The following is a 24,471-nucleotide window of genomic DNA, read 5'->3' on the forward strand; positions in this document are numbered from 1 at the left end:
TTTGCTTACTATCGAGGATAAGAGACAGAATTAGATAGCGATTGCAACGATATCAGTTGGGCATACACGTAAAATACCAGTAAAAGTATTTCGATTTTGATTGTTCTTATCGTCTTTATTGTTATCTTTGTTGTCTTTGTTATTACGAGCTAAAGCAGAGAAAAGAGCAACACCGTTAGCGAAACCTTCAAAAATAACATTGTTGAATGTGCCGTTACCTCTAATGCTTAAAAGAGAAAGTTCTGTTCCAACTGAAATGTTAGCAAGTACGTTACATACAGCTGGTTGTTGTGGTCTAACCTCTCTCTCTCTCTCTTTCTCGCGATGGTCGCGCTCTCTTTCATGATGATGACATTCTCTAAAGTTATCACAGCATCCAAATGATCCAAACATAATCCTCATCACCCCCTTCACACTTATAATCTATGTAAGTTCGGTAGTTAGTGACTGGACAGAGAGTGGAATTTTTTCTAGGGGATTTTCTCATTTTAAATGACTAGCTGGGTGTTTAGTATGGAATGATGTTTAAAATAGGGGGAATATAACAAAAAAATGTAAAAACCACCGAAATAAATGAAATGGGTAGCCTTTACACTTTTTTACTTTTATATAAAACGATGATATATACAGGAAGAGCTAGGAGTAGTGGTACAATGGATCGTGCAGTATGTTTTTCTGATTCTAATTGGAATGCTTCTTCTTTTGGAAATTGTAAAATGGAGATGTTTGCGGCATCACCAATAAAATATAGAAGCAGTACAGTTACTATGTAACATAAAAGTGCGATAAAGCTTCCGTATGAACTCAATGAAAATCCCTCTCTTGTTATCTATTTGTTATCATTGTATCACAATTGTAACAAAAATACACGGGTATATTTCAACACCTTAACAAAATTCGACACGAAACGTCACGTTTATTTATGAGAAGGGAATAGAATATACTTTTCCATAAGTATAAATGTCGAATGATTTGTAGTAATATTACAAAAGTATGACAGGGAATAAAAAAACGAAGGCAATGTAGTTGCCTTCGTTTTTTATTATTTTGCCCACTCGCTCACTTGCTCTACGCTCATGCGAGGTGCAGGGTGGCCTTTTAAAGTTGATTCACCAATTGTAATAAGCATAATTGGAACGTAACGAGATGAAACGTTAAATTCGTCTGTCAGTGCTTGTGGATTGAAGCCACCAATAGCACAAGTATCCCAACCAGTTGCTTTAGCTGCAAGCATAAGTTGCATTGCTGCTAAAGATGCATTTGAAAAGGCAGCATCTCTTGGGAATTGTTCACGAGCATATGCAGATTCAATATTTTTAGCTAAGCGTTCTTTTGCTTCTTCTTTCATAAATCCTTGTTCTACAATTGGACCATATACTGGCTCAACATTTTTATAAGCTTCTAAATCACCTAAAATAGCGACTACTGCAGAAGCATCAAGAATTTGTTGTTGGTTATAAGCTATTGGATGTAATCGTTTTTGTACATCTTCACCTTGAAAAACAAGGAATTTCCAGTGTTGTAAGTTCCAAGCGGAAGGTGCTTGTGCTGCTGCTTTTAAAATCTCATGTAATTCTGTAGATGAGATTTCTTTATTTGGGTTGAATGCACGTGTAGATGTGCGTTCATATAGAACGTTAAAAAAGTTGTCGTTTGTCATAATATATCCTCCAAATTGTATATAAAATTATCGGGAAAACGTAATGTATATTACTTACATTTTGTAAGTTATCGAATTTAAGAATATAATATCTTTATTTTAATTGTCAAGTTTTAAGAAATAAGCTAGGGCATTCATACAAACGATATAATTCCTATAATCATACACTAAAAAAGGAATTTATAGAGTGAAAAGGGAAGATAACATTCTCAATTAGCTTGTTAATATGTATTTCTCACAAATTAAAGTTTATTGGAGAACAGTCTTTTAAAAATATTTGTGAGGAATTCAGTAGAACAAGATATATGAAGTGAGTGAAGACTAGTGATGAACATACTACATTTTTTATTAGAGAATACGGTTTTCCAAAATGTGTTACAAGATCTGCAGTTAAATGTCCTTTATATAGAAAATGGATGTAAACATCAACAAACGATAGAAAATATCCATCCAAAATGTATGTTTATAGCAAATAGTTTTGAAGAGGGCGAACTATTATTTCAAAGAACGAAACCGCACATTATAATTATGTATGTAACAGATTATTCTCAAATAAAATATATAAAGAATATGTATACCTCGCAAAGTACATTCATTGTCATTTGGGATCAACAAATAACAAAAGAATTTACAGATGTACTTGCATTAGGAATACGTAATATTGTAATAGCCCCTGTAACTCCGCAAGCAGTGTTAGAAGAAGTGAATAAGAGTTTGTATCAACTTTCTTTGGTAAGGCAAGTTAGTTTACAACAGGAACTGCTTCAAACGATGTTTGATTTTCAAAATGATCTATTATTTATAGTAGAAGATGATGAAATTGTTGATTGTAATACAAATTTTTTAACGTTTTTCGGATATGAAAATTTGTTTGCCTATCGCGAGCAACATTTAGTATTTGCTGAACATTTTATTAGAGAAAATGGATACTACTCGACGACGCATGATATAACATGGCTAGACGATACTTTATCAAGCGGTAGAAGAATTAAGATGTCAAATTATGAAGGGGCAGTATCTACTTTTCTATTACGTGCGACACCATTGCCAGAAGATTTATCAAGATTTATTGTAAAGTGCACGGAAATTACAGAATTAGATGAAATCTATCAAGAACAAGAAAGACTTGCTATGATAGATTCATTGACAGAGATTTATAATCGTTTAAAGTTTCAACAAATACTAGAGGTAGAATGGGAAAAGGTAATACGTAATGATGAGAAAATAGCAATTATTTTATTTGATATAGATAATTTTAAAACAGTTAATGACACATATGGTCATGATTTTGGCGATTTGGCATTAATACAACTTGCAGAGCTTATGAAATCTAAAGTGGAGCAGCAACATGTATTTGCAAGATGGGGAGGGGAAGAATTCATTATATTAGTGACAAATACAGTAGAAAAGGAAGCATTTCAAGTTGCGGAATCATTACGATTCTTCATTGAAACAAAGCAATTCACTGGAATTTCGAAGTTAACAGCTAGCTTTGGAGTTGCGTTATATGAACAAGGAACTACAAGAGAAGAATTAATGCAACGAGCGGATATTGCATTATATGAAGCGAAAAAAAATGGAAAGAATCAAGTATGTGTGTATAGAAAAGAAAAAATGTGATTTTTCGCAACAAATTGTTGCGATTTTTTTTTATTGTTTGATAATAGAATAGGGGGACAATTTTTAGCGAAGGAATTATGGAGGATCAATATGATAAAAAAAGTAATGGTGGTGGCTTCACTGTCTGCTATAGTTGGCGGCGGAGTATACTATTTTCTTGTTAGCCCCAATATAAAGGAAAACACTGTATTAACAACTAAAGTGAATCCTACTATTGAATCGGAAGTACAAGGGAATATAGAAGAAAAAGAAGAGCAACAAATTGATTATGCTAGCATATCTCAAAAATTAGATCAATATTTAGTCGGAAAGCAATTCAATGGAACAGTTTTGGTAACAGATAAAGAGCATGTTATATTGAATAAAGGATATGGGTATGCTGATGTTCAAAATAAAATAGAAAATACGCCTCAAACAAAATATCGTATCGGTTCTATTACGAAAACAGTCGTTGCCACATCTATTTTACAGCTGCAAGAACAAGGGAAATTGAATATTCAAGATAATGTAAATAAATATATTCCTTCATTTCCGGAGAATAAAAATATTACGCTATATCATTTATTAACGCATACCTCTGGTTTACCTGAACACGCAAAAGGCAATATTAATGCGGCTTCCCGCTTACAATTAATTAATTGGATTGGACGTCAAAATTTAGAATTTCCTGCAGGAACAGGTTGGAGATATACAGATTATAATTATATGGTGCTTGCTTATATAATAGAACATATATCGAAAAAACCTTTAGGAGATTACATAAAAGAAAACATATTTGTAAAAGCAGATATGCATGAATCCGGTATGGGAAATATGGTACCTGGAGATAAAAATTTTACAAAGGGTTATGTGAAAAAAGATCAAGAGCTTGTACCAGCGCAGAAGTTAGGCATGGATTGGCTATATGGTTGTGGTGAGATGTATACGACAGTTGGAGATATGAAGAAATTAGACGAAGCAATTATAAATGGAAAACTTCTTTCTGAACAAAGTATACAAGCAATGTTTTCACCTTCAGCAGAACGGAAATATGCATTTAGTTTTTATATATATCCAGATTATTTTCATAATCATGGTGTATTATCTGGTTGGAACACTTTCAATAATTTTAATAAAGAAAAAGGAACTTTTGTTATTTTATTTTCAAATGTGAAAAATAGTATGGATGATGACTTTAATAAAGAGTTCCGAAAGATGGTAAATGATTTATTAGAACAAAGGGGATGAGAAAATGGAACATAAAACTTTATCAATAGGTTTCATTGGGATTGGCGTAATGGGAAAAAGTATGGTTTATCACTTAATGCAAGATGGTCATAAAGTATATGTATATAATAGAACGAAAGCAAAAACAGATTCTTTAGTGCAAGATGGTGCAAATTGGTGTAATACGCCAAAAGAGTTAGTGAAGCAAGTTGATATTGTAATGACAATGGTTGGATATCCACATGATGTAGAAGAAGTGTATTTTGGTATAGAAGGAATTATAGAACATGCAAAAGAAGGTACGATAGCAATTGACTTTACGACATCTACACCTACTTTAGCAAAACGGATTAATGAAGTTGCAAAAAGCAAAAATATATATACGTTAGATGCACCTGTCTCAGGAGGAGATGTTGGTGCGAAAGAGGCAAAACTCGCAATTATGGTAGGTGGGGAGAAAGAAATATATGATAGATGCTTACCTTTACTTAAAAAGTTAGGAACAAACATTCAATTACAAGGACCAGCTGGGAGTGGACAACATACAAAAATGTGCAATCAAATTGCGATTGCTTCCAATATGATTGGAGTATGTGAAGCTGTTGCTTACGCGAAGAAGGCTGGACTGAATCCAGATAAAGTGTTAGAGAGTATTTCAACAGGGGCAGCAGGTAGCTGGTCATTAAGTAATTTAGCTCCTCGAATGTTAAAAGGAGACTTTGAGCCAGGATTTTATGTAAAGCATTTTATGAAAGATATGAAAATTGCTTTAGAGGAAGCAGAAAAATTACAATTACCAGTCCCAGGCTTAAGTTTGGCGAAAGAATTGTATGAAGAGTTAATTAAGGATGGCGAAGAAAATAGTGGAACACAAGTACTATATAAAAAATATATAAGGGGGTAAACGAGGTGGACCTTCAAAAGTTTGATGAGATGATTGATACTGTACAGCGAGCTACTTGTATGCAAATTAATGAAAAACAAAAAGAAGCTTTTAAACAAAAATATGATTTTGAACCAGAATTTGAATATGGAAGAGATGAGAAGGGACATTATGTAATTCGAACCTCAAAAAAGATGTTAGAAGAAATGGAGTTTTATTTGGCATTGAAATATGATCGTGATGGAGTGGATCTTTATATGCAAGCTGAGATTGATGGTATATTTCATGTATCTATTAGCTATGGTGAAGATGCCCTACATCTACAAGAATTGTTTCAATTTCTAGAAGAAAATAAATAAAAGTCCTCATTTGAGGACTTTTATTTATTTAGTCATCTTTAATTTTTATAATTATAAGTTAGAAGCGCGGCGGCATCGTTCAACCGGGAACGGGATAATTTGTGCGATGTGATTAGGACCAAATTGTTTTGTACGAGCATGGCGTATTATATAAAAAGCACACAGAATTGAAACAGGAATAGCGCCGAATAAACCAAATAATAAAGCGCTTACACAAGATGCGACAAATCCTAAAACACCAATTTCTAACTCTTCCATAATAGCTCCTAAAATAACAGGAAATGCTCCACATGTAACTCCAAGTATAAGTGCGATAAGTAAGCTCATGATTATCCCCCTCTGTTTGCGATATTATTTTCCTTCTTAGTTAATTGTAGTATATCACACATAAAACAGAATTTTCAGAAAAAATTCAATAAATGTTCAAAAAATGTTCGAAAAATGCACTTGAAAAATCAAGGTGTTAAATTTGTGATGAAATGGTACTTTCAAGTAAATAAAAAATCAGGCTTATTTCAAAATGAAATAAGCCTGTTCCATAGGAGGATGTATATATGTAGAGTGAATAAAAGTTTGGAAAAGGGGGTCCAAGTCCTTTTATTCAACTAACTACCTTAATAGATTGGAACCCAGCCTTCAGTTGTCACAAAAATACGAATAGCTACAACTTGGCGATCATCTTGCAAGGTAAAATAATGTCTTGCATTTTCAGGAACAGATATTAAATCGCCTGGCTCAAGTTCAACATCAAAGAATTTCCCATCTTTACCTTCAATAGCGAAAATGCCATGACCACTGACGATAAAGCGAACTTCGTCATCTGTATGATGGTGTTCCTTTTGGAAATTAATTAATAATTCGTCAAGGTTAGGGGTGCTATTTGAAAGTGAAATTACATCATGTGCTTTATAACCACGGCGTGCTGAAACATCAGCGATTTCTTTTGAAAAAATAGCTAATATTTCAGCTTTGTTTTCATCTGTTAACGAATAATTTTCATTTAAATGAGTAGGAAGTTTAGAAATATTCCATTTCTCATATAAAACGCCTTCCTCTTGTAGAAATTTAGATACTTCCACTTCATTTTCAATACGAGTATTTACTTCATGAATACGAATTTGCGCCATTAGAAACGCCTCCTTGAATTGATAATAGTTTTATATGAAATTGGAATAAAAACTCATAAGCTTCTAATCTCTTCTTTGCATCAAAGCTATCTCGGCCCCATACGGTAATACCGTGGTTACGGATTAATACTGCACCCGAATCTCCTTGTATATGCTTTCGGAAGTTTTCTCCAAGTGTTGGGATATGGGCATGGTTTTCGATAATAGGAATGTGAATGGTTGCACCTTCTTCCCAAATATCGAGAGCTTTAATAATTTCTTGATTTTGAAGGGTGACTGCATCACTATATAAATTTGTGATGACATTATTATCGGTTGTATGAACATGAAGTACGCAACCGGCATTCGTATTGTTATAAATGTGTGTATGCAATATTGTTTCTGCTGAAGGGCGTAATTCAGTCTCTAAAACGGGAACTCCTACATGATCTACTAATAGAAAATCATCTGGAGTGGTTTTTGTTTTATCTTTACCGCTTGCCGTAATAAGAAAAGTAAGTGGTTCATGACTAACCTTTATAGAAATATTACCACTTGTTGCTGGGAACCAATTTCGTGTTGTTAACTCTTTTTTTATCTCGCTTAAGTCATACCATTGACGAAAAAGTTGTTTCATGCCTTCACCTCCAACAAAAGTTTTAATTCAGCTTGCACATCTTGAAATGTTTCAAACGGTGTATAAGCAATATGATTTTCTTCACACTTTGTAATAAGAAAATCGCGAGCGAATACTTTATCAGCTTGTTTCGCGGCTTGTAAATCAGTAATAGAATCTCCAATTACAATATGAAAGTCATCTGTATCACTTAATTTACGGATTAATGATGATTTACATAATCCGCAATGATTTTGACAATGATCATCACAAGAATGAGGCCATTTAACTGTAATAAACTCTGCTGAAAAGTCTGTTTCATTACAATAAATTTGCTCTTTTGGAATGATTCCTTGTAAGAGTGGATAGACGAAGAAATCCATTCCACCTGATATCACGTAAAAAGAAATGTTATTTTCCTTTACGAATTGTATAAACTCATGAAAACCACTACGGATTTCAGCAGTTTCTATTAAAAATTGAATAATATCATCGTGCAGATTAGTAGGTATTAATTGAAATAATTGAGAAACACCTTCTTGAATGGATAGTTCTTGTGATAAAATTTTATTCTTTACTTCTTCGGCTTCTGGTGGTGCGAATTTTTCCATAATGGACATAATGTTATCATTATTTGTAATCGTGCCATCGAAATCACAAAATACTTGAATACTCATAATTTCACCTCATAAGAGGGATTTCCCCATATTTGTAGTGCACTATGCAAATTTATGTCGTCTACTTCATGGAGTGGTTTATTTTGCAAAGTAGCATCAATTGCAGTACGGAAAGCTTTACCGCCGCCTTGCGCTCCATTTGGATGTCCGTGTATCCCGCCGCCAGCATTAATAACAACATCTTTACCGAAATCTCGTACAATAAAGGGAACGAAACCAGGATGAATACCAGCAGACGGAACAGAAAAGCTCTTCTTGAAAGATGCATCGTCTTCAGTTAAATATTTTGAGATAGCAAGAGCCTCCTCTTTTTCTAGCGCAACACTTCCGTATGGAGATGGGAATAATGAAAAGTCAGCCCCAGCATAACGTAGTAGCTTTCCAAGTAATAATGGAGATGAAACTCCATATAACTTGGATGCTGAATAAGCACCACTTACAGCAGGATGTGCCATAATAGGAACTGGGATTTCATCATCTTCTGCAAGTGATTGTAGTACATCTAGTCCGTAAGCAAATACGTTAAATAATAGAATATCAGCTCCAGCTTGCACTGCACGTTTAGCATTTTCTTTTAAATCAAAAGTTCGTCCTGTTAAATTTACGGCATATAACGTTTTATGTCCGTATGTTTCATATACGGATTGTAAAACTTCTTTTCCAGATACAATGCGTTTCGTAAGTGGTGTTAATGCATTTTCAAATAATATTTCATCATCTTTTACTATATCTACACCACCAATTGCTTGATCGCGTAATTGCGTTTTTAAATACCCAATGTTTCGTCCAATCATTCCTTTAAAAATACTCATTAAAAGGGGACGATCATGCACTTGTAAAAGATTTCGAATACCATCTATCCCGAATTTTGGACCAGGAAAATGTTTTTTTAACTCGTCTGAAAAAGTTAAGTCAATTAGTTTTACTTCGCCATCAAGTGATAGCTTTCCAAATGTAGTCGTTAAAATCGCTGGTAAATCTGGACTGAAGTTTAATAGCGGATATTCGATTTTAATAATTCCGCGTTTTACTTTTTTACGTAAATACGAATTGGTATGTTCATGTTCAGCTAATTCCTCAACATGAATGACGTTGCCTTTATGCTGCTTTAATTGTTCTTGCAATAAGTGTGGCAAATGAGTCCAAGAGCCAATTGTTAAACCGAGTGCAATTTGCTCAGCTTTTTTTTCTAAGTTATGTGAATCATCATGGATTAAATACGTCGCTATAATTCCGCTCATTGTTATAACCTCCTAGTTAAATAAAAAAACCTCTCAGCTAAGGAGAGGTTTTTTTACAACCAGCTCCTTATCTGTCAGCGTAATGCTGCGAGAATTAGCACCGTGTCTACAATTGTAGATCGGTTGCCGGGTTTCGTCGGGCTCGTCCCTCCACCTGCTCTTGATAAGAAGTATTTAGAAATGTTTAAATTTTTAAGATAACTGAATTTTGTCAGATATTTTTCGTGTTGTCAATTACTTTTTGAAAAAATTTAATTTATCAATTCGATTAATGGCTTCTCGTAATCTATCTTCTGTATGCAAGAGACCAACACGGACATACCCTTCGCCATGCTCACCAAATCCGACACCAGGAGCAACTGCGACATGTGCTTTTTCTAGTAAAATATCAGAAAATTGCTCAGAGGTGTATCCTTTTGGAACGGGAAGCCATGCAAAGAACGATCCTGTTGGAATGTCTACATTCCAACCAATTGAGTGACAGGCTGAAATAAGAGCGTTTCTTCGAGATTCGTAACTATTTACAAGGTCTATTACACAAGACTGTGAACTTAATAGCGCTTCTCGAGCGGCATCTTGAACTGCACCGAATATACTAACATACATATGATCTTGTAATAGGTTAATTGTTTCAATCACACTTTCATTCCCTACAGCAAAAGCGATGCGCCAGCCAGCCATATTGAAAGTTTTTGATAATGTGTAAATTTCAATTCCTATATCTTTCGCACCATCTGCTTGCAAGAAACTAACAGGTTTTTGACCATCAAATCCGATAGCGCCATAAGCAAAATCGTGAACAACTAATATATTATGTTTATTAGCAAAGTGAATGGTTTCATCAAAAAAATCTTTTGATGCAGTAGCACCGGTAGGATTATTTGGATAGTTTAAAAACATTAATTTTGCACGCTCTGCAATAGAGGCATCAATGTTCGTATAATCTGGTAAAAAGTTATTTTCTGCAATAAGTGGCATTCTTTCAAAGTGTGCTTTTGCTAAAGCAACCCCTGATAAATAATCTGGATAACCTGGATCCGGAACGAGAATCGTATCACCAGGATTTGTAAAACAAATCGGTAATTCTACTAGTCCAGCCTTCCCACCAAACAAAATAGCAACTTCAGTTTTTGGGTTTAATTCGACGCCATATTCACGTTTATAGAATGTAGCCACGGCTTCCTTTAAGCTTTCATGTCCGCGAAATGGCGGATATTTATGATGAATGGTCTTTTCGGCAGCATCTTGTAAAGCTTTTACGATATGCTGCGGTGTTGGTTGATCTGGATTACCTTGACCTAGATTAATAACATCGTGACCAGCTGCAACGACTTTGTTAACTTTTGCAACAAGTGAAGCGAAAAATTGTGTTGGCAATGATGTTACTATCTCAGAAGGTTGAAATAATTTCATACTTTCCACCTCTTTTGAAAGTTGTTACAATTCTAGTGACAAATGATATAATCTTTCCAGTATTTTGTAAAGAGAAAAATAAGAATGGGGCTGAAAAAATGAAAGTCGCATGTATTCAAATGGATATTGTTTTTGGAGATGTAGAAAAAAATATTGAGAATGCTAAAAATAAAATAAGTGAAGCTATGAAGGAAAGGCCAGATGTTATCGTCTTACCAGAACTATGGACAACAGGATATGATTTAACGAGACTTTCTGAAATTGCAGATAGGGATGGAGTGGAAACGAAAGAAAAGTTAATAGAATGGGCGAAGCGATATGATGTACATATTGTTGGTGGGTCCATAGCAAAGCAAACAGAGCAAGGCGTTACAAATACGATGTATGTTGTAAATAATGAAGGACAGTTAGTCAACGAATATAGTAAAGTACATTTATTTCAGCTTATGGATGAACATAAATATTTAATAGCTGGTAATGGTACGGGCGAATTTAAGCTAGATGATGTTGAATGCGCTGGAACAATTTGTTATGATATTCGTTTTCCAGAGTGGATGCGTGTTCATACTGCTAAAGGGGCAAAAGTATTATTTGTTGTAGCTGAATGGCCATTAGTTCGTTTAGCACATTGGCGTTTGCTATTGCAAGCAAGAGCAGTTGAAAATCAGTGTTATGTTGTTGCGTGTAATAGAGCAGGGAAGGATCCGAATAATGTGTTTGCAGGTCATTCTTTAATTGTGGATCCTTGGGGTGAAGTTGTAGTAGAGGCGAATGAAGAGGAATCAATTTTATTTGGAGAGCTTGAATTCGAGAAAATTAAAGAAGTACGTAAAGGAATTCCAGTTTTTGCGGATCGCCGTCCAGAATTATACAAATAAAATGTTGACAAGTGATTTTTATTCTTGGTATAGTCTTCAACATAAAGTTAAAAATTCAAAAAATTATACAACTCTTATCAAGAGCAGGTGGAGGGATTTGGCCCGATGAAGCCCAGCAACCGACCGTAATACCATTGTGAAATGGGGCGTTTATTACGCCAAAAGGCACGGTGCTAATTCCAGCAGAAAGTAAAACTTTCTGGCAGATAAGAGGGGAGAAGATAAACTTCAAACCTCTTTCTTAGTGGAAAGAGGTTTTTCTATGTTAGAAAAACCTCTGAATTTAAAAAGGGGGAGAAGAAGATGGGATATTATTCATTAACAGAAATAACAGCTGTACAATATGCGAAAGATCATGGCTATTTTGAAGAGAAGGCAAATGTCATTTGTCATGAAATTGGAGATGGAAACTTAAATTACGTGTTTAAATTAGATGATGGAGAGAAATCCATTATAATAAAACAAGCACTGCCTTATGCGAAAGTAGTTGGTGAAAGCTGGCCATTGTCTATAAAAAGAGCAACGATTGAAAGCAAGGCATTACAAATTTTTGCGCAGTATGTACCGGATTATGTTCCAGTAGTGTACAGTCATGACGAAGAGTTAGCGATAACGGTAATAGAAGACTTATCAAGACTAACAATTACAAGAAAAGGATTAATAGACGGAGAAGAATATCCGCTTTTATCCCAGCATATTGGTCGTTTTCTAGCACATGTTTTATTTTACACTTCAGATTTTGGTTTACAGTCAAAAGAGAAAAGGGTACTAGAAGGTACCTTTGTAAATCCGGACCTTTGTAAAATTACAGAGGAATTAGTGTTTACAGATCCGTTTGGACATTATGATACAAATGATTATGAGCCAGATTTACAGCTCGTGGTTGATGAACTTTGGAGTGATAAAACTTTAAAACTAAAAGTAGCACAATATAAATATAAGTTCTTAACAAGAAAAGAAACTCTTATTCATGGTGATTTACATACTGGTAGTATTTTTTCGTCACCTTCTGAAACGAAAGTGATTGATCCAGAATTTGCGACATATGGCCCATTTGGATTTGACATAGGTCAATTTATTGCAAATCTATTATTAAATGCTTTATCTAGAGAAGAAGAGAAAAGAAGTGTACTATTTTTCCATATAGAAAAGACGTGGAGTTATTTTGTAGAAACTTTTACAAAGTTATGGATTGGAGAAGGTGTAGAAGCATATACGAAAGAAAAACAATGGTTACCAATTATTTTGCAAAATATCTTTACTGATGCAGTTGGATTTGCCGGATGTGAACTGATTCGTAGAACAATTGGTTTAGCTCATGTAGCAGATTTAGATGAAATAGAAAATAAAGAAACAAGAATTCAAGCTAAGAAACAAGCGCTATCCTTAGGTAAAGAACTAATAAAATATGAATCTAAAAGTGCTGATATTCAACTGTTTCGAACATTATTTCAACAGACAGTTTCAGGGGGCGTAAAAGCGTGAGTACAATTGTTACTGTTCCGAGATCTGTAAGCTGGAAAGGTGATGCAATTGCGGTATTAAATCAAACGAAATTGCCGCATAGCACAGAATACAAAACATTGACGACTATTGAAGAGGTTTGGAAAAGCATCGTAATGTTAGAAGTACGAGGAGCGCCTGCAATTGGAATTGTAGCTGCATTTGGCTTGGCGCTTGCATCAAAAAAATATAACATTGTACATATTGAAGAATTTCAAAAGAAGTTTAATAGAGATTGTAATTATTTAGGAACGTCACGCCCGACAGCAGTAAATTTATTTTGGGCAATTGATCGTATGAGAGAATCTATTCGAGAGATTACTACAATAAAAGAAGCACAAAAAACATTAGAAGAAGAAGCGCTTCGCATTCAGCAGGAAGATGAAGAGGTGTGCCGAAATATTGGGGAATATGCGTTAACATGTTTTAAAGATGGCGATAATATTTTAACAATCTGTAACGCTGGAAGTATCGCAACTGCCAGATATGGAACTGCATTAGCTCCCTTTTATATTGGAAAAGAGAAAGGTGTGCGTTTACATGCATATGCGTGTGAAACGAGACCAGTTTTACAAGGTGGTCGCTTAACGACCTGGGAATTGAAGCAAGCAAATATTAATGTGACCCTTATTACAGATAATACTGCAGCTCATGCTATTCAAACGAAAGAAATAAATGCAATTATTGTAGGGGCGGATCGAATTGTCGCAAATGGAGATACGGCAAATAAAATAGGGACAATGAATTTAGCTATTTTAGCAAAGCACTTTGATATCCCATTTTATGTTGCTGCGCCACTGTCAACATTTGATGTTACGAAAGAAACTGGAGCCGAAATAATTATTGAAGAAAGAGATGAAACAGAAGTTACGAAAATCTTTGGAAAACAAGTAGCACCAATTGGAACGAATGTTTATAACCCTGCATTTGACGTAACACCGAACGAATTAATTACAGGAATTATTACTGAGAAAGGTATTATAAGCGGGGATTATAAACGAGAAATTGCATCATTATTTGAAAAACAGGCTAATACATAATAGCTTGTTTTTTTATGCCTAAATGCATTGTTTTCTCTTACTTATATAATGAAAGGAGGAGAAGAGGATGGAAGAGTGGATCAAGATGATAGGTAATGTAGGGTTTCCAATTGTTGTAACATTATATTTACTCCACCGTATTGAAAGTAAATTAGAGGGGGTAATTGTTGCAATTGAGAAGCTCCCGCGGCAATTACTAAAGTACGAAGATCCTCGCGATAAAAAATAAAGTTTGCTCTTCTTGAGCAAACTTTATTTTTTATTGAGCAGTATAGCCACCATCGATAACGACAGCTTGACCAGTAATACCTTTAGCTTTTTCACTCGCTAAAAACATAGCATAATCAGCGATTTCTTGTACTTGTAATAAGCGCTTTTGTGGGACGAGTGGATAAATAACATCTTCTAAAACATTTTCAAGTGGTACATTTCGTGTAGTAGCTAAGTCTTGTAGTTGATTACGTACAAGAGGGGTATCGACATAACCAGGGCAAAGGGCATTAACAGTAATACCATGCGTAGCACCTTCTAAAGCGGCAACTTTTGTTAATCCAATTACGCCATGTTTTGCACTATTGTAGGCAGCTTTTCCAGCAAACCCGACAAGGCCGTTAATAGAAGCGACATTAATAATACGACCATATTTTTGTTGTTTCATAATCGGAAAGGCATGCTTAATTGCGATAAACGGAGCAATTTGCATAATTTGAATTAGTAGCTCAAACTTTTCCGTTGGAAAGTCTTCAATGGGTGAAACGTGTTGCATTCCTGCGTTGTTAATTAATATATCTAATGAACCGAAATGACTAACTGTTTGAGAAATTGATGCTGTAATTTCCTCTTCAGATGTAACGTCACATTTTAAACCGATAGCTTGAAAACCTTCACTTTGTAATTGCTCAGCAGCTTCTTTCGCACGTTCTTCAAGACGATCAGTAATCACAACTTTTGCACCTTCTTTTGCAAAAGCACTTCCCATTTCATATCCAATACCACTCGCAGCACCTGTTAAAAAGACAACTCGATTTGTAACCATGATGAAAAACATCCCTTCATAATAAAGTTTTCATAGTGCTCTATTTAGAGAAGCTATAATGAAATTCCTGCAAACATTTGGAAAAAATATCGTTAGCTATCTTGTTTTGCAAAATAGTCTTTGCTATACTATTTTGTAAAGCAAGATACTTACGCTTATCTATCTTGTAAAACAAGATAGTAGGAGGATTTGAATTATGTCGACAAGTCAAATGCTGAAAGGGATCTTAGAAGGATGCTTACTTGCTATTATTTCTGAAGGCGAAATATACGGTTATGAAATGAGTGAGAAGCTAGCAAAGTATGGTTTTACAATGGCGAGTGAGGGAAGTATTTATCCGTTATTAATACGAATGCAAAAAGAAGGACTAATAACAAGCGTAATGAAGGAATCTCCATCTGGTCCAAAGAGAAAATATTACACATTAACAGAAAAAGGCGAGGAAGCACTTGATGAATTTATGGATCGCTGGGAAGCGATGCAAAGTAGTGTAGAACGTCTACTTGAAGGGAAGGGAAGGAGAAAATAATGTTATCAAGTGAAGCACGAAAGTTTTTGTTAGATATGAGATTATTTTTGACGGCAAAGAGTGTGAAAGAAAGTGATATTGAAAACTTTTTAGAAGACGCAGAACTTCATTTAATAGAAGGTGAGAGTGAGGGGAAGAGTGTAGAAGATATTTTCGGAAGCTCACCGAAAGAATATGCAAATGAACTTGTAAAAGTGATGGAAAGAGATAGACAGGAAACGTGGAAGCAAATTGGTTTTACAGTAATGAATATCGTATCTTTTTGGATTATTGCTTCTATCTTAATAGTGAATAATGGAATGTTACAGATTTCACTTATTCAGTGTATCGGTTACAGTTTTTCATTGATTTTAGTTGTTATAGGTCCTAATTTTCTGCTTCGCAAAATGACCTTCGTCACAAGCTTTACAAAAACATGGTTTTCCATGTGGTCTTTAGTTATGATTGCTCCATTGTTTTTATTAGGAGCTGTTACGATATTAGATGTGATATATCCTACAAAAATGCTCACATTCACCGAAGTCCAAAGTTATATATTAGCTGGTGGGATTTTTATCATAACAGTAGCGATAAATATATATTTTGAAGGATGGTTTAAAAACTTATATTTAATCATTCCACTTTCTATTATGTTACTGTTTAAAACATTTACATCTGAAGATCTCATGCCAATGCTATTTCAAATTATATGTTTATACGGAAGTTTGTTTATTTTAATTTTCCTTGAAATTATGATGAAGACGAATAGAAGAGAAATGGTTAAATAAGGGGGTGATAAAAGTGCTATCGAATGAAGGGCAAAAGTTTTTAGATGATACTCAAGGGTATTTACGAACAAAGGGCATTAGAGAAGCTGATATTCTTTTCTTTATAGAAGATGCGGAAGTTCATTTAATAGAAGGAGAAAAGAGAGGGAAGAGTGTAAATGATATATTCGGTCATGCTCCAAAAGAGTATGCAAATCAACTTGCCAAAGAGATGGAAGTTGATAAAAAAGGGAATTATAAATTATTGCTTTATTTCATTATAAATTTATTAGCATTCACGATGATGAAGAGTGTATTTTTTAGTGAAGTCGACCATCGTTTGTCTTATTCTTTAATTGAATTAATCGGATATCCAATTATGATTTTTGTAGGAATTAGTGTATTAATATGGGGCATGAGAACAGCCTCATTTAAGCGTAAAAGAACTGAATTTTTAATTATGTATATAAGTGGTGCGATATGGTTTTTATCAATTTTCAGTATTGCATTATTAAATAATTTTTATGGTACAACATTTATTAAATTTACTGCGACAGAAAGCTTCATTCTTGTTGGAATAGTAGTTCTATTTGCAGCTATTGTAAATATTAAATTTGGTGGTTGGTTTACTTTGGCGTATTTACTAGTTCCAATTGCATTGGAATATGTATTCGTAATGATAGATTTATCAAGTATTATTGGAATGTATGTACAACAAATAATTCTTTTCATTGTTATTTATATGCTTTTGAAAATTCATATAAAATTAGAAAAAGGAAAGTATACGAATAAAAAGAGAGACAGTATTATTTATAGGTAAATTGAGTAGTAGTTTTCTAAGGTTAACCTAACAATAACTCTTTTATAAAAAGGATATATGTTGACTATTTTATTAATATATTAGATTACACATCAGGATATATTCTGTTTTTCGGTTTAATAGGAAAGCGGCTGCTCTGGATATACCAAAAATTATTTCCAAAGAAATATTATATAGGGATTTTTAGAGGGATTACATTTACATTTAGTTGTCTATTTTTATTTCTAGCAGCCGGGATTTGGTTTGTTGATTGGAACAAGTTGTTTTAAACAGTAACATGAGGGTTACTGTTTTTTTCTTTGTAGTAAAGAGCTTTGTAAAGAGAGCGCTTTTTGTTCTGTTGTTAATAAGGAATGAATATGAACGTTTTCTGGACGAGGGACTATCGGATACATAAGATTTGTTGGAGAAGGGTGGTGCTCCGAGCCGGTTGGAGAATGAGGATCTGCATGAGTAAGTTTTCCATGAATACGTCTTGTAAATAAAATATGACCGATTTCGTGAGCGAGCGTATATATATTTTTCATAGGGGCAGCCGAATTTGTTAAAACGATATAGCCAGTAAGTTGCTGTTGTTTTGCTAAAGAATAAGCGCAGGCAATTACTGCTGTTTCTTTGAAATAATCACTGCCAATATAACAAATATAAAGGTCGCATTCAGGAGCTTCATTTACACATGTTTGGAAAAAGGATGCCAACTTTTCTTGACTTTGAATGGAATTTTTATAACTGATTTCACGGTCAAAAAAACGGAAAAGTTCATTTAATACAATTACTTCTTGAATTTGAAATGTAATGGGGTGCCAAATTGATTCTGCAACAGCTAAATCTTTTGCGATGCGGTCATCAGAAATATCGGCACCGGGAGTAATACAAATACATATATTGACGTATGGATCCATAAGGAACACCTCAAATGAAAAAAGTTCTTCCTATAATATATGTGGGAAAAAGATGTCATGTATGGATAAACGCCTTCTTTATTGAATATATAGATGACAAGTCGAAAAAATTTCATAGTTCTATAACATTGTGTGGTCGTCTTTTTGATATAGTAAAGGAAAGGGGGAGAATATATGTATACATTAAAAATCGTTTCAGACAGAGAAGCACTTTATCAATTTGCGAGTTATGTAAGAGTTGTACAAGGGGTTGAAGATGTATATGTAGAGGTGGGAGAACCTTTATATGAACATCCTTTAATGAAGTTTTATGTACATATTAAGCTGAAAGAAACATATGAGCAGCATAAAGCGTTACAGGAAATAGCAAGATTAGTAGAATTGGGCCGTTTTACATATGTCCATTATCGTAATGATGAAATTGAGGAAGCTTTTGAAGCTGTAAAATATGAAAGTTTTAAGAAATAAAGGTGAAAAAATGGAGGCGAAAGCTTCCTTTTTTTCTTTAAAATTACATGAACAAAAAGAGAGAAATTTTGTTATGATAAGGGAGGTTAGGGAAAGGGGAATTTACATATGGGGTATATTGAAGAGTTACGAAAAGTCGTTGGTACAAGACCGCTTATTCTCGTAGGATCAGCAATCATTATATTAAATGATAATCAAGAAGTATTGCTTCAATATCGTTCAGATACATATGATTGGGGTGTACCTGGCGGGGCGATGGAACTGGGTGAAACGACAGAAGAAACGGCACGTAGAGAGTTATTTGAGGAAACGGGGTTAACTGCAAAAATAATGCAATTTCTTGGTGTTCTATCAGGAAAAGAAGTATATTTCCGTTATCCGAATGGCGATGAAATTTTCAATGTCATTCATCTGTATCAGGCACATCATGTGAGCGGGGAATTAAAGCTCGATCATGAAGGGTTGAAACTTCAATATTTTCCAGTAGATAAGTTGCCAAAATTGAATGAAACGACAGAGAAAATTTTACAAAAGTTTTTATATGCACTGACAGAATAGAAGGTTAATTCCTTCTATTTTTATTATATTAAATATTTTGATTTTTTAGTATGTTTATAGTATGATAGTTGTAGATATACATCTTATGGAATTTCACCTAAAAACTGACTAGGGTACATAAGAGAGGGGCAAGTACAAAATGCATAATGTTGTTATTACAGCTGCAGTTCGTTCGCCAATTGGAACTTTTGGAGGAGCGCTAAAAAATGTAACGCCAGTAGAATTAGCTGTTCCTGTACTTCAGGAAGCTGTAAAACGAGGCGGGGTAGAACCACATGAAGTTGATGAAGTAATTTTAGGTCATTGTATTCAAAGAACTGATGAAGCAAATACGGCGAGAACAGCTGCATTAGCGGCAGGATTTCCTGACACAGTTACGGGATATACAATCCAACGTCAATGTTCTTCAGGTATGCAAGCAATTATGTCAGCTGCAATGCAAATCCAATTAGGTGTAAGTGATGTTGTTGTTGCAGGTGGAGTAGAAGCGATGAGTTCGAGCCCTTATGCATTGAAACAGCACCGCTGGGGACAACGTCTACAGCACGGAGAAATTCGTGATACGGTGTGGGAAGTGTTAGAAGATCCGATTCACCATATTATGATGGGTGAAACAGCGGAAAATTTAGTTGAACAATATGAAATTACAAGAGAGGAACAAGATGAAGTTGCTCTTCGCAGTCATACATTGGCACTGAAGGCAATCGAGTCTGGACACTTTGACGATCAAATTGTTCCTATTACAATAAAAGAACGTAGAAAAGAAGTAGTATTTTCGAAGGATGAGCATCCACGTGCAGATATTACAGCGGAAAAATTAGCAGGGTTAAAACCAGCATTCCGTAAAGATGGGTCTGTAACTGCAGGTAATGCATCTGGCCTGAATGACGGAAGTGCAGTTCTAGTATTAATGAGCGAAGAAAAAGCAAAAGAAAAAGGCTTACAACCGTTAGCTAGAATTGTTGGATATTCAGTAGCTGGAGTAGACCCGAAAATTATGGGTATTGGACCAGCACCAGCAATTCGTAAAGGTTTAGAAAAAGTGGATTGGTCATTAGAAGATGCAGATTTACTTGAAATTAATGAAGCTTTCGCGGCTCAATATTTAGCTGTAGAGAAAGAGTTAGGTTTAGACCGTGAAAAAGTGAACGTAAACGGTAGTGGCGTAGGACTTGGGCATCCAATTGGTTGTACAGGGGCTCGTATTACGGTAAGTTTAATTCACGAATTAAAAAGACGTGGGTTAGAAAAAGGAATTGCCTCTTTATGCGTCGGTGGCGGTATCGGGGTTGCCTTATTTATAGAAGCACTATAAAAAAGAAGCAGCTATTGCTGCTTCTTTTTTTATGACTCAAATAGATGATGAAATAATCGATCACGATTTTCAAAGAAAAGTTTCGTTGTTTGGTAATGCTCGGTTTCTTCTAATGTGGATTCGTGAATCCCCTCTTGTGTTAAAGAGTATATAGTAGATTCAGGGTAAGCCATTAAAATAGGAGAATGCGTCGCAATAACAAATTGTGAACCTTGTTCCGCTAGTTCATGCATTCGAATGAGCATGGAAAGTTGTCTCATTGGTGATAGAGCGGCCTCAGGCTCATCTAAAATGTATAAACCTTGTCCTGAAAAACGATTCATAAATAAGGAAAAGAATGATTCACCGTGTGATTGTTTGTGAAGTGAGACACCACCATATGAATCAATAACTGGATTTCCGCGTGCTTCTGGATCAGCATCCATTTCATCAATATAAGAAGCAACGTTATAAAAAGATTCAGCGCGAAGAAAGAAACCGTCGTTTGGTGTATTGAAACTTTTTGAAATTCGAAGGTATTCATGTAAAGATGAATGTGAATCGTTTGTGCTAAAGCGGAAATTTTTCGTTCCACCTTCTGCATTAAAACCTAACGCAATTGCAATTCCTTCAAGTAATGTTGATTTACCCGTTCCGTTTTCTCCAATAATGAATGTTACATTTGGATGGAAAGCTAGTGATTGTAATGTTCGGATAGCGGGTAAGCAGTAAGGATATGCGGAAAAACTAGGGATATTTTCTTTTTTTAATGTGACATTTTGTAAAAAGGGTACGTCAATCAATATATAAACCTCAATTCATAACGGATTTTAATTCTAAAAAAGCAGCAAATACAAGTGTTAATGACACCTGAATCCCTTCCTTATTTTCTGAATATTTTATGTGGATTATATCATTTAAACTATCATATTCCAATGTGAAAATAAATATTGCATGAAGATCCATTCTCTCGTTATGATATATGGTATTCTACTGAAAATGTGAGAAGGAGTTAAAGTATGCCGTTTACATTTGCACATCCAGCAGCAGTTCTTCCTTTTGCGAAAAAGCATTCTAAATATATGTCAGTAACGGCTCTTATATTAGGTAGTATGGCGCCTGACTTTGAATATTTTTTACACTTTAGACCGTATGGTGTTATTGGGCATACGTGGCTTGGGTTCTTATATTTAAATTTACCGCTTGTATTTCTAATCGCATACATATATCATTACATTTTAAAAAAGCCGTTTATAACGCATTTGCCTAAACCGTTTGCTGGTTATTATTCATATGCAATAGATGAGAGGTGGGGGCTACATACCTGGAAAGAATTCTTTGTATTTTGCTATTCTGCATTATTCGGTATGCTCACGCATGTCGTTTGGGATGCATTTACTCATAATACAGGCTATTTCGTTATGAAAATAGCATTGTTACAAATTGAATTACACAGTATTCCATTGTATAAATATATGCAACATGGGAGTACATGTGTTGGCTTATTATTGCTATTATACGTACTATGGAAGTATAAAGATGAAACAGGGAAAGATATGATTGTAGCTTTAGAAAAAAGAAAGTATTGGGTTTCGATAATCATTGTGACAGCTTTTATATTTATCGTGCATGCGTTCCTAGACCCCTATTTTCATATTTTCCAAATTGGAGGTATAATAGTATCTGGACTGACAAGTTCATTTTGTGGAATTGTCATTGTTTCTATAGTTTACAAAGCAAGGGACTAATTTTATATTCATGAATGATAGCGTTAGGAGAAATGAAATGATGAAAGCATGGAAAAGTATTTTTGTTTTATGTAGTTTTCTTCTTATGTTAAGTGGTTGCTTCCATCAAGAAGAAAAGAAAGCTGAACCGAAGAAGAAAGAATCTATTCCTGAAACGAAAGAATATGGTGGGCGTGAGCTGAAAAAAGTAGGACAAAAAGTGAAAGAAACAGGATGGGGTACTTTCAAGTTAGAGCAGATGCATTCTGTGAATCAAACATTTGAAGTAGCGCCAATGAAAATTCACGTACAAGATGTGAAAGTAATCTCTTTATCACAAATGAGTGAAAAGGCAAAAAATACATTGAAAGTATACACGGCACTAACTCCTGAAGAAGTAAAACGTAGATTAGGGGATAAAGTAAGCCAAGAAGATGCAGAATTATATGCATCGCTAAGTGGAACAGAGATTAGTAATACAATTCGTTACGTTGAGATTACATATAAAGTGGAGAATAGCGGAAATAAAAATATGCAATTTTTCTCTATGAATGATGTTATGATTAATGGTAAGCAACATTTTAAAGTAGCCACTCAAAACTTTTTATATGACGAAGATACGTTAGTTGGTACAAAAAATGTATCAAGAGAAGACTATAAGCCTGGTGAAATAAGAGATGGTATTATTGGTTTAATACTTGACGATGGAAAAGACAAGGTAAAGGATATTCAGTTTACAACTGATGATTTACTTGCAGGAGATTCAGAAACACAAGATGTTGTAAAAGAGCCACAAACGTTTAACATCTCACTAAAATAATGTAAGACAAAACAGTCAGCATACAAATATTATGCTGACTGTTTTTTTATTTCTTTTATGTATGAATCTACATTTTGAAAAGGCACCTTAATTTTAAACGCATCTTTTTGTTCATTAAATTGCTTTTCATTGTAGGGACCGAAACGTTTATTGTGCTTTACATCAATAATCCAATAATGTTCACTTTTTTTATTTGCAATTGCTGCGTCAGGGTTATTTGGATCTGATTTTTCCTCAGTTTGTTTTGCAATAATGTATTTATCATCCCAAGCAATGTCTGTAATTTTTGCAGGGATGTATTGTGTGGCATATACAGCATCTTGCGAGGGGAAAAGTTCAAATGCATTTCCAGAAGTACGTATGAGTTCGTATTCATCGTTAACCGTATAAGTTAAGTGACTTGTGTTTCCTGCACAACCAGTTAATAGGAAGGCGACGAATAGGATTATCCATTTTTTCAATATGGGAACCTCCTTTATAATGCTATTGTAACAAATTGTACAAGAAAAGTAAGAGAAACGCTAGTTTACAATGTTTTTTAGAAGTGGTACGATGAGACGGGTAAAGAAGGATATGAAGGAGTCGACATAAAATGAAGTTAAAGATGCATCGTCCAGCGCTTGTAATGAATCGCATAGGTGCTTCCCTAATTGACATGTTTTTAATCTCGGTTATGTATGGTGCAGTAGTAGCTATTATGACCGGAAACTATAGTGCTATGTTTAAGCGCTTTAATATAAGCTTAGGTGATTTTAGATATGATTTCGCAGTAGTTTTCATATTAATGGCGATATATTTTATTGTATTACCCTTTATTTGGAACGGTGTTACACTTGGCAAAAAGGTAACGAGAATAAAATTAATTTCATTGAAGAGTGAAAAGCTAACGTTGCAAACATTAATTATAAGATTTTTTGTAGTGTTATTACCGAACGTATTGCTATTAGGAATTCCATTAATATGTAACGTATATATGATGTTGTTCCGCAAAGACAATTGCGGTTTTCAGGACTTAATTACAAAGACGAAAATAATAAGTCTTGTATAATAAAATAAAAAAAGACCCTTTTATATATAAAAGGGTCTTTTTTTATTTTATAAGTATATTGTGAATATTTACAGTAAGGAAAAGCTAAAATGTGTCATTTCTATTTATAATAGATTGAAAATTAAGATAATGGTATAATGATTAAAAATAATATCTTTATCTCACCATTTGGGGCTGATTAAAGTTTTACTTTATATAATAAGGGGGAAGTTGAGATGACAGGAGGTAGCATAATTTTTTGGGGCATTCTTATTTTTATCGGTCTAGTTCTTGATCAGCGTAAGAGTAAGAAAAAAGAAGGATAAAAAGTAAACGTTTACA

General features: G+C 34.4%; 32 protein-coding genes and 2 riboswitches. Of the genes, 19 read left to right on the forward strand and 13 right to left on the reverse strand.

Features of this window, described 5'->3' with window-relative positions; translation table 11 throughout:
* Window positions 1–30 precede the first annotated feature (30 nt).
* The 3 genes from MR107_RS08180 to MR107_RS08190 all read right to left on the reverse strand — a co-directional run bounded on the left by MR107_RS08180 (window position 31) and on the right by MR107_RS08190 (window position 1,660).
* Entirely contained in the window at window positions 31–393 is a 363-nt protein-coding gene (locus MR107_RS08180; protein ID WP_006928123.1) for a DUF3915 domain-containing protein, read from the reverse strand.
* 196 nt (window positions 394–589) lie between these two features.
* Complete coding sequence (locus MR107_RS08185; protein WP_000100485.1) at window positions 590–808, reverse strand: hypothetical protein; 219 nt, start codon at window positions 806–808, stop codon at window positions 590–592.
* Between the two features lie 234 nt (window positions 809–1,042).
* Entirely contained in the window at window positions 1,043–1,660 is a 618-nt protein-coding gene (locus tag MR107_RS08190) for a nitroreductase family protein (RefSeq protein WP_000180387.1), read from the reverse strand.
* Between the two features lie 327 nt (window positions 1,661–1,987).
* Here MR107_RS08190 and MR107_RS08195 point away from each other — a divergent pair, with 327 nt between their 5' ends.
* The 4 genes from MR107_RS08195 (at window position 1,988) to MR107_RS08210 (ending at window position 5,728) form a co-directional block, all read left to right on the forward strand.
* Entirely contained in the window at window positions 1,988–3,280 is a 1,293-nt protein-coding gene (locus MR107_RS08195) for a GGDEF domain-containing protein (protein WP_001023185.1), read from the forward strand.
* 90 nt (window positions 3,281–3,370) lie between these two features.
* Window positions 3,371–4,507: a serine hydrolase gene (locus MR107_RS08200; protein ID WP_000592910.1), complete on the forward strand. Its 1,137-nt coding sequence runs from the start codon at window positions 3,371–3,373 to the stop codon at window positions 4,505–4,507.
* 4 nt (window positions 4,508–4,511) lie between these two features.
* Window positions 4,512–5,390 carry an NAD(P)-dependent oxidoreductase gene (locus MR107_RS08205; protein ID WP_048655581.1) on the forward strand — a complete coding sequence of 293 codons (879 nt, stop codon included), beginning with the start codon at window positions 4,512–4,514 and terminating at the stop codon, window positions 5,388–5,390.
* Window positions 5,391–5,395: 5 nt separating this feature from the next.
* Window positions 5,396–5,728, forward strand: a complete 333-nt coding sequence (locus MR107_RS08210) for a DUF3909 family protein (RefSeq protein ID WP_086386168.1) — start codon at window positions 5,396–5,398, stop codon at window positions 5,726–5,728.
* A gap of 51 nt (window positions 5,729–5,779) precedes the next feature.
* Here the strand turns inward: MR107_RS08210 and MR107_RS08215 are convergent, their stop codons facing one another.
* From MR107_RS08215 to MR107_RS08240, 6 genes are all read right to left on the reverse strand, one after another.
* Window positions 5,780–6,055: a hypothetical protein gene (locus tag MR107_RS08215; RefSeq protein WP_000054659.1), complete on the reverse strand. Its 276-nt coding sequence runs from the start codon at window positions 6,053–6,055 to the stop codon at window positions 5,780–5,782.
* A 287-nt stretch (window positions 6,056–6,342) separates the two neighbouring features.
* Window positions 6,343–6,855 (reverse strand): 1,2-dihydroxy-3-keto-5-methylthiopentene dioxygenase, encoded by a 513-nt coding sequence (locus tag MR107_RS08220; RefSeq protein ID WP_000057313.1) that lies wholly within the window; start codon window positions 6,853–6,855, stop codon window positions 6,343–6,345.
* Window positions 6,833–7,471, reverse strand: a complete 639-nt coding sequence (locus tag MR107_RS08225) for a methylthioribulose 1-phosphate dehydratase (protein ID WP_000811341.1) — start codon at window positions 7,469–7,471, stop codon at window positions 6,833–6,835. Before MR107_RS08225 ends, MR107_RS08220 begins: the two co-directional genes overlap by 23 nt.
* The gene (locus tag MR107_RS08230; protein ID WP_000027461.1) at window positions 7,468–8,127 is read right to left on the reverse strand and encodes a 2-hydroxy-3-keto-5-methylthiopentenyl-1-phosphate phosphatase; all 660 of its coding nucleotides are present in this window, start codon (window positions 8,125–8,127) and stop codon (window positions 7,468–7,470) included. The genes MR107_RS08225 and MR107_RS08230 overlap by 4 nt, the downstream gene beginning before the upstream one ends.
* Window positions 8,124–9,368, reverse strand: coding sequence for a 2,3-diketo-5-methylthiopentyl-1-phosphate enolase (mtnW, locus tag MR107_RS08235; RefSeq protein WP_000014181.1), 1,245 nt, complete (start codon window positions 9,366–9,368; stop codon window positions 8,124–8,126). The genes MR107_RS08230 and mtnW overlap by 4 nt, the downstream gene beginning before the upstream one ends.
* Window positions 9,369–9,432: 64 nt before the next feature.
* Window positions 9,433–9,538, reverse strand: a riboswitch (SAM riboswitch).
* 64 nt (window positions 9,539–9,602) lie between these two features.
* Entirely contained in the window at window positions 9,603–10,781 is a 1,179-nt protein-coding gene (locus MR107_RS08240) for a pyridoxal phosphate-dependent aminotransferase (protein WP_000765510.1), read from the reverse strand.
* A 14-nt stretch (window positions 10,782–10,795) separates the two neighbouring features.
* Here MR107_RS08240 and MR107_RS08245 point away from each other — a divergent pair, with 14 nt between their 5' ends.
* The 4 genes from MR107_RS08245 to MR107_RS08260 all read left to right on the forward strand — a co-directional run bounded on the left by MR107_RS08245 (window position 10,796) and on the right by MR107_RS08260 (window position 14,431).
* On the forward strand, window positions 10,796–11,659 hold the full coding sequence (locus MR107_RS08245; RefSeq protein WP_002204714.1) for a carbon-nitrogen family hydrolase: 864 nt from the start codon (window positions 10,796–10,798) through the stop codon (window positions 11,657–11,659).
* A gap of 71 nt (window positions 11,660–11,730) precedes the next feature.
* Window positions 11,731–11,872: riboswitch (SAM riboswitch) on the forward strand.
* A gap of 90 nt (window positions 11,873–11,962) precedes the next feature.
* A complete protein-coding gene (gene mtnK / locus MR107_RS08250) occupies window positions 11,963–13,144 on the forward strand; it encodes an S-methyl-5-thioribose kinase (protein ID WP_242292235.1) in 1,182 nt (393 codons plus the stop codon).
* Window positions 13,141–14,202 carry an S-methyl-5-thioribose-1-phosphate isomerase gene (mtnA, locus tag MR107_RS08255; protein WP_226368675.1) on the forward strand — a complete coding sequence of 354 codons (1,062 nt, stop codon included), beginning with the start codon at window positions 13,141–13,143 and terminating at the stop codon, window positions 14,200–14,202. Before mtnK ends, mtnA begins: the two co-directional genes overlap by 4 nt.
* A 67-nt stretch (window positions 14,203–14,269) precedes the next feature.
* Window positions 14,270–14,431, forward strand: coding sequence for a YvrJ family protein (locus tag MR107_RS08260; RefSeq protein WP_000393336.1), 162 nt, complete (start codon window positions 14,270–14,272; stop codon window positions 14,429–14,431).
* A gap of 30 nt (window positions 14,432–14,461) precedes the next feature.
* Here the strand turns inward: MR107_RS08260 and MR107_RS08265 are convergent, their stop codons facing one another.
* Window positions 14,462–15,238: a 3-hydroxybutyrate dehydrogenase gene (locus tag MR107_RS08265; protein WP_000258450.1), complete on the reverse strand. Its 777-nt coding sequence runs from the start codon at window positions 15,236–15,238 to the stop codon at window positions 14,462–14,464.
* 196 nt (window positions 15,239–15,434) lie between these two features.
* Between MR107_RS08265 and MR107_RS08270 the strand changes: the two genes are divergently transcribed.
* From MR107_RS08270 to MR107_RS08285, 4 genes are read left to right on the forward strand one after another with little or no spacing between them, the layout of a single operon-like run.
* Window positions 15,435–15,767, forward strand: coding sequence for a PadR family transcriptional regulator (locus MR107_RS08270; protein WP_000107977.1), 333 nt, complete (start codon window positions 15,435–15,437; stop codon window positions 15,765–15,767).
* Complete coding sequence (locus MR107_RS08275; RefSeq protein ID WP_071729755.1) at window positions 15,767–16,534, forward strand: DUF1129 domain-containing protein; 768 nt, start codon at window positions 15,767–15,769, stop codon at window positions 16,532–16,534. Before MR107_RS08270 ends, MR107_RS08275 begins: the two co-directional genes overlap by 1 nt.
* A 13-nt stretch (window positions 16,535–16,547) precedes the next feature.
* Window positions 16,548–17,333, forward strand: a complete 786-nt coding sequence (locus tag MR107_RS08280) for a DUF1129 domain-containing protein (RefSeq protein WP_090977141.1) — start codon at window positions 16,548–16,550, stop codon at window positions 17,331–17,333.
* A gap of 44 nt (window positions 17,334–17,377) precedes the next feature.
* Entirely contained in the window at window positions 17,378–17,602 is a 225-nt protein-coding gene (locus MR107_RS08285) for a DNA-binding protein (protein WP_369812837.1), read from the forward strand.
* Between the two features lie 15 nt (window positions 17,603–17,617).
* On the opposite strand, the gene MR107_RS08290 is transcribed toward MR107_RS08285, so the two are convergent.
* Window positions 17,618–18,235, reverse strand: coding sequence for an ImmA/IrrE family metallo-endopeptidase (locus tag MR107_RS08290; protein WP_000371606.1), 618 nt, complete (start codon window positions 18,233–18,235; stop codon window positions 17,618–17,620).
* 174 nt (window positions 18,236–18,409) lie between these two features.
* Between MR107_RS08290 and MR107_RS08295 the strand changes: the two genes are divergently transcribed.
* The 3 genes from MR107_RS08295 (at window position 18,410) to MR107_RS08305 (ending at window position 20,576) form a co-directional block, all read left to right on the forward strand.
* Entirely contained in the window at window positions 18,410–18,703 is a 294-nt protein-coding gene (locus MR107_RS08295) for a DUF3928 family protein (RefSeq protein WP_000288330.1), read from the forward strand.
* A gap of 108 nt (window positions 18,704–18,811) precedes the next feature.
* Complete coding sequence (locus MR107_RS08300) at window positions 18,812–19,261, forward strand: NUDIX hydrolase (RefSeq protein ID WP_000540529.1); 450 nt, start codon at window positions 18,812–18,814, stop codon at window positions 19,259–19,261.
* Between the two features lie 139 nt (window positions 19,262–19,400).
* Window positions 19,401–20,576, forward strand: coding sequence for an acetyl-CoA C-acetyltransferase (locus MR107_RS08305; RefSeq protein WP_000552075.1), 1,176 nt, complete (start codon window positions 19,401–19,403; stop codon window positions 20,574–20,576).
* A 29-nt stretch (window positions 20,577–20,605) separates the two neighbouring features.
* On the opposite strand, the gene MR107_RS08310 is transcribed toward MR107_RS08305, so the two are convergent.
* Window positions 20,606–21,358, reverse strand: a complete 753-nt coding sequence (locus tag MR107_RS08310) for an AAA family ATPase (protein ID WP_088114594.1) — start codon at window positions 21,356–21,358, stop codon at window positions 20,606–20,608.
* Between the two features lie 216 nt (window positions 21,359–21,574).
* Here MR107_RS08310 and MR107_RS08315 point away from each other — a divergent pair, with 216 nt between their 5' ends.
* The gene (locus tag MR107_RS08315) at window positions 21,575–22,303 is read left to right on the forward strand and encodes a DUF4184 family protein (protein WP_242292236.1); all 729 of its coding nucleotides are present in this window, start codon (window positions 21,575–21,577) and stop codon (window positions 22,301–22,303) included.
* A 37-nt stretch (window positions 22,304–22,340) separates the two neighbouring features.
* On the forward strand, window positions 22,341–23,102 hold the full coding sequence (locus tag MR107_RS08320; protein WP_000973899.1) for a hypothetical protein: 762 nt from the start codon (window positions 22,341–22,343) through the stop codon (window positions 23,100–23,102).
* Between the two features lie 29 nt (window positions 23,103–23,131).
* On the opposite strand, the gene MR107_RS08325 is transcribed toward MR107_RS08320, so the two are convergent.
* Window positions 23,132–23,563 carry a DUF3997 domain-containing protein gene (locus MR107_RS08325; RefSeq protein ID WP_000758789.1) on the reverse strand — a complete coding sequence of 144 codons (432 nt, stop codon included), beginning with the start codon at window positions 23,561–23,563 and terminating at the stop codon, window positions 23,132–23,134.
* A 131-nt stretch (window positions 23,564–23,694) separates the two neighbouring features.
* On the opposite strand from MR107_RS08325, the gene MR107_RS08330 reads away from it, so the two are divergent.
* Window positions 23,695–24,150 (forward strand): RDD family protein, encoded by a 456-nt coding sequence (locus MR107_RS08330; protein ID WP_000769080.1) that lies wholly within the window; start codon window positions 23,695–23,697, stop codon window positions 24,148–24,150.
* 215 nt (window positions 24,151–24,365) lie between these two features.
* Complete coding sequence (locus tag MR107_RS08335; RefSeq protein WP_000145638.1) at window positions 24,366–24,455, forward strand: hypothetical protein; 90 nt, start codon at window positions 24,366–24,368, stop codon at window positions 24,453–24,455.
* The last annotated feature ends 16 nt before the right edge of the window (window positions 24,456–24,471 follow it).

The sequence above is a fragment of the Bacillus cereus group sp. BfR-BA-01441 genome, from assembly GCF_022663075.1.
GTDB classification, from domain to species: domain Bacteria; phylum Bacillota; class Bacilli; order Bacillales; family Bacillaceae_G; genus Bacillus_A; species Bacillus_A cereus.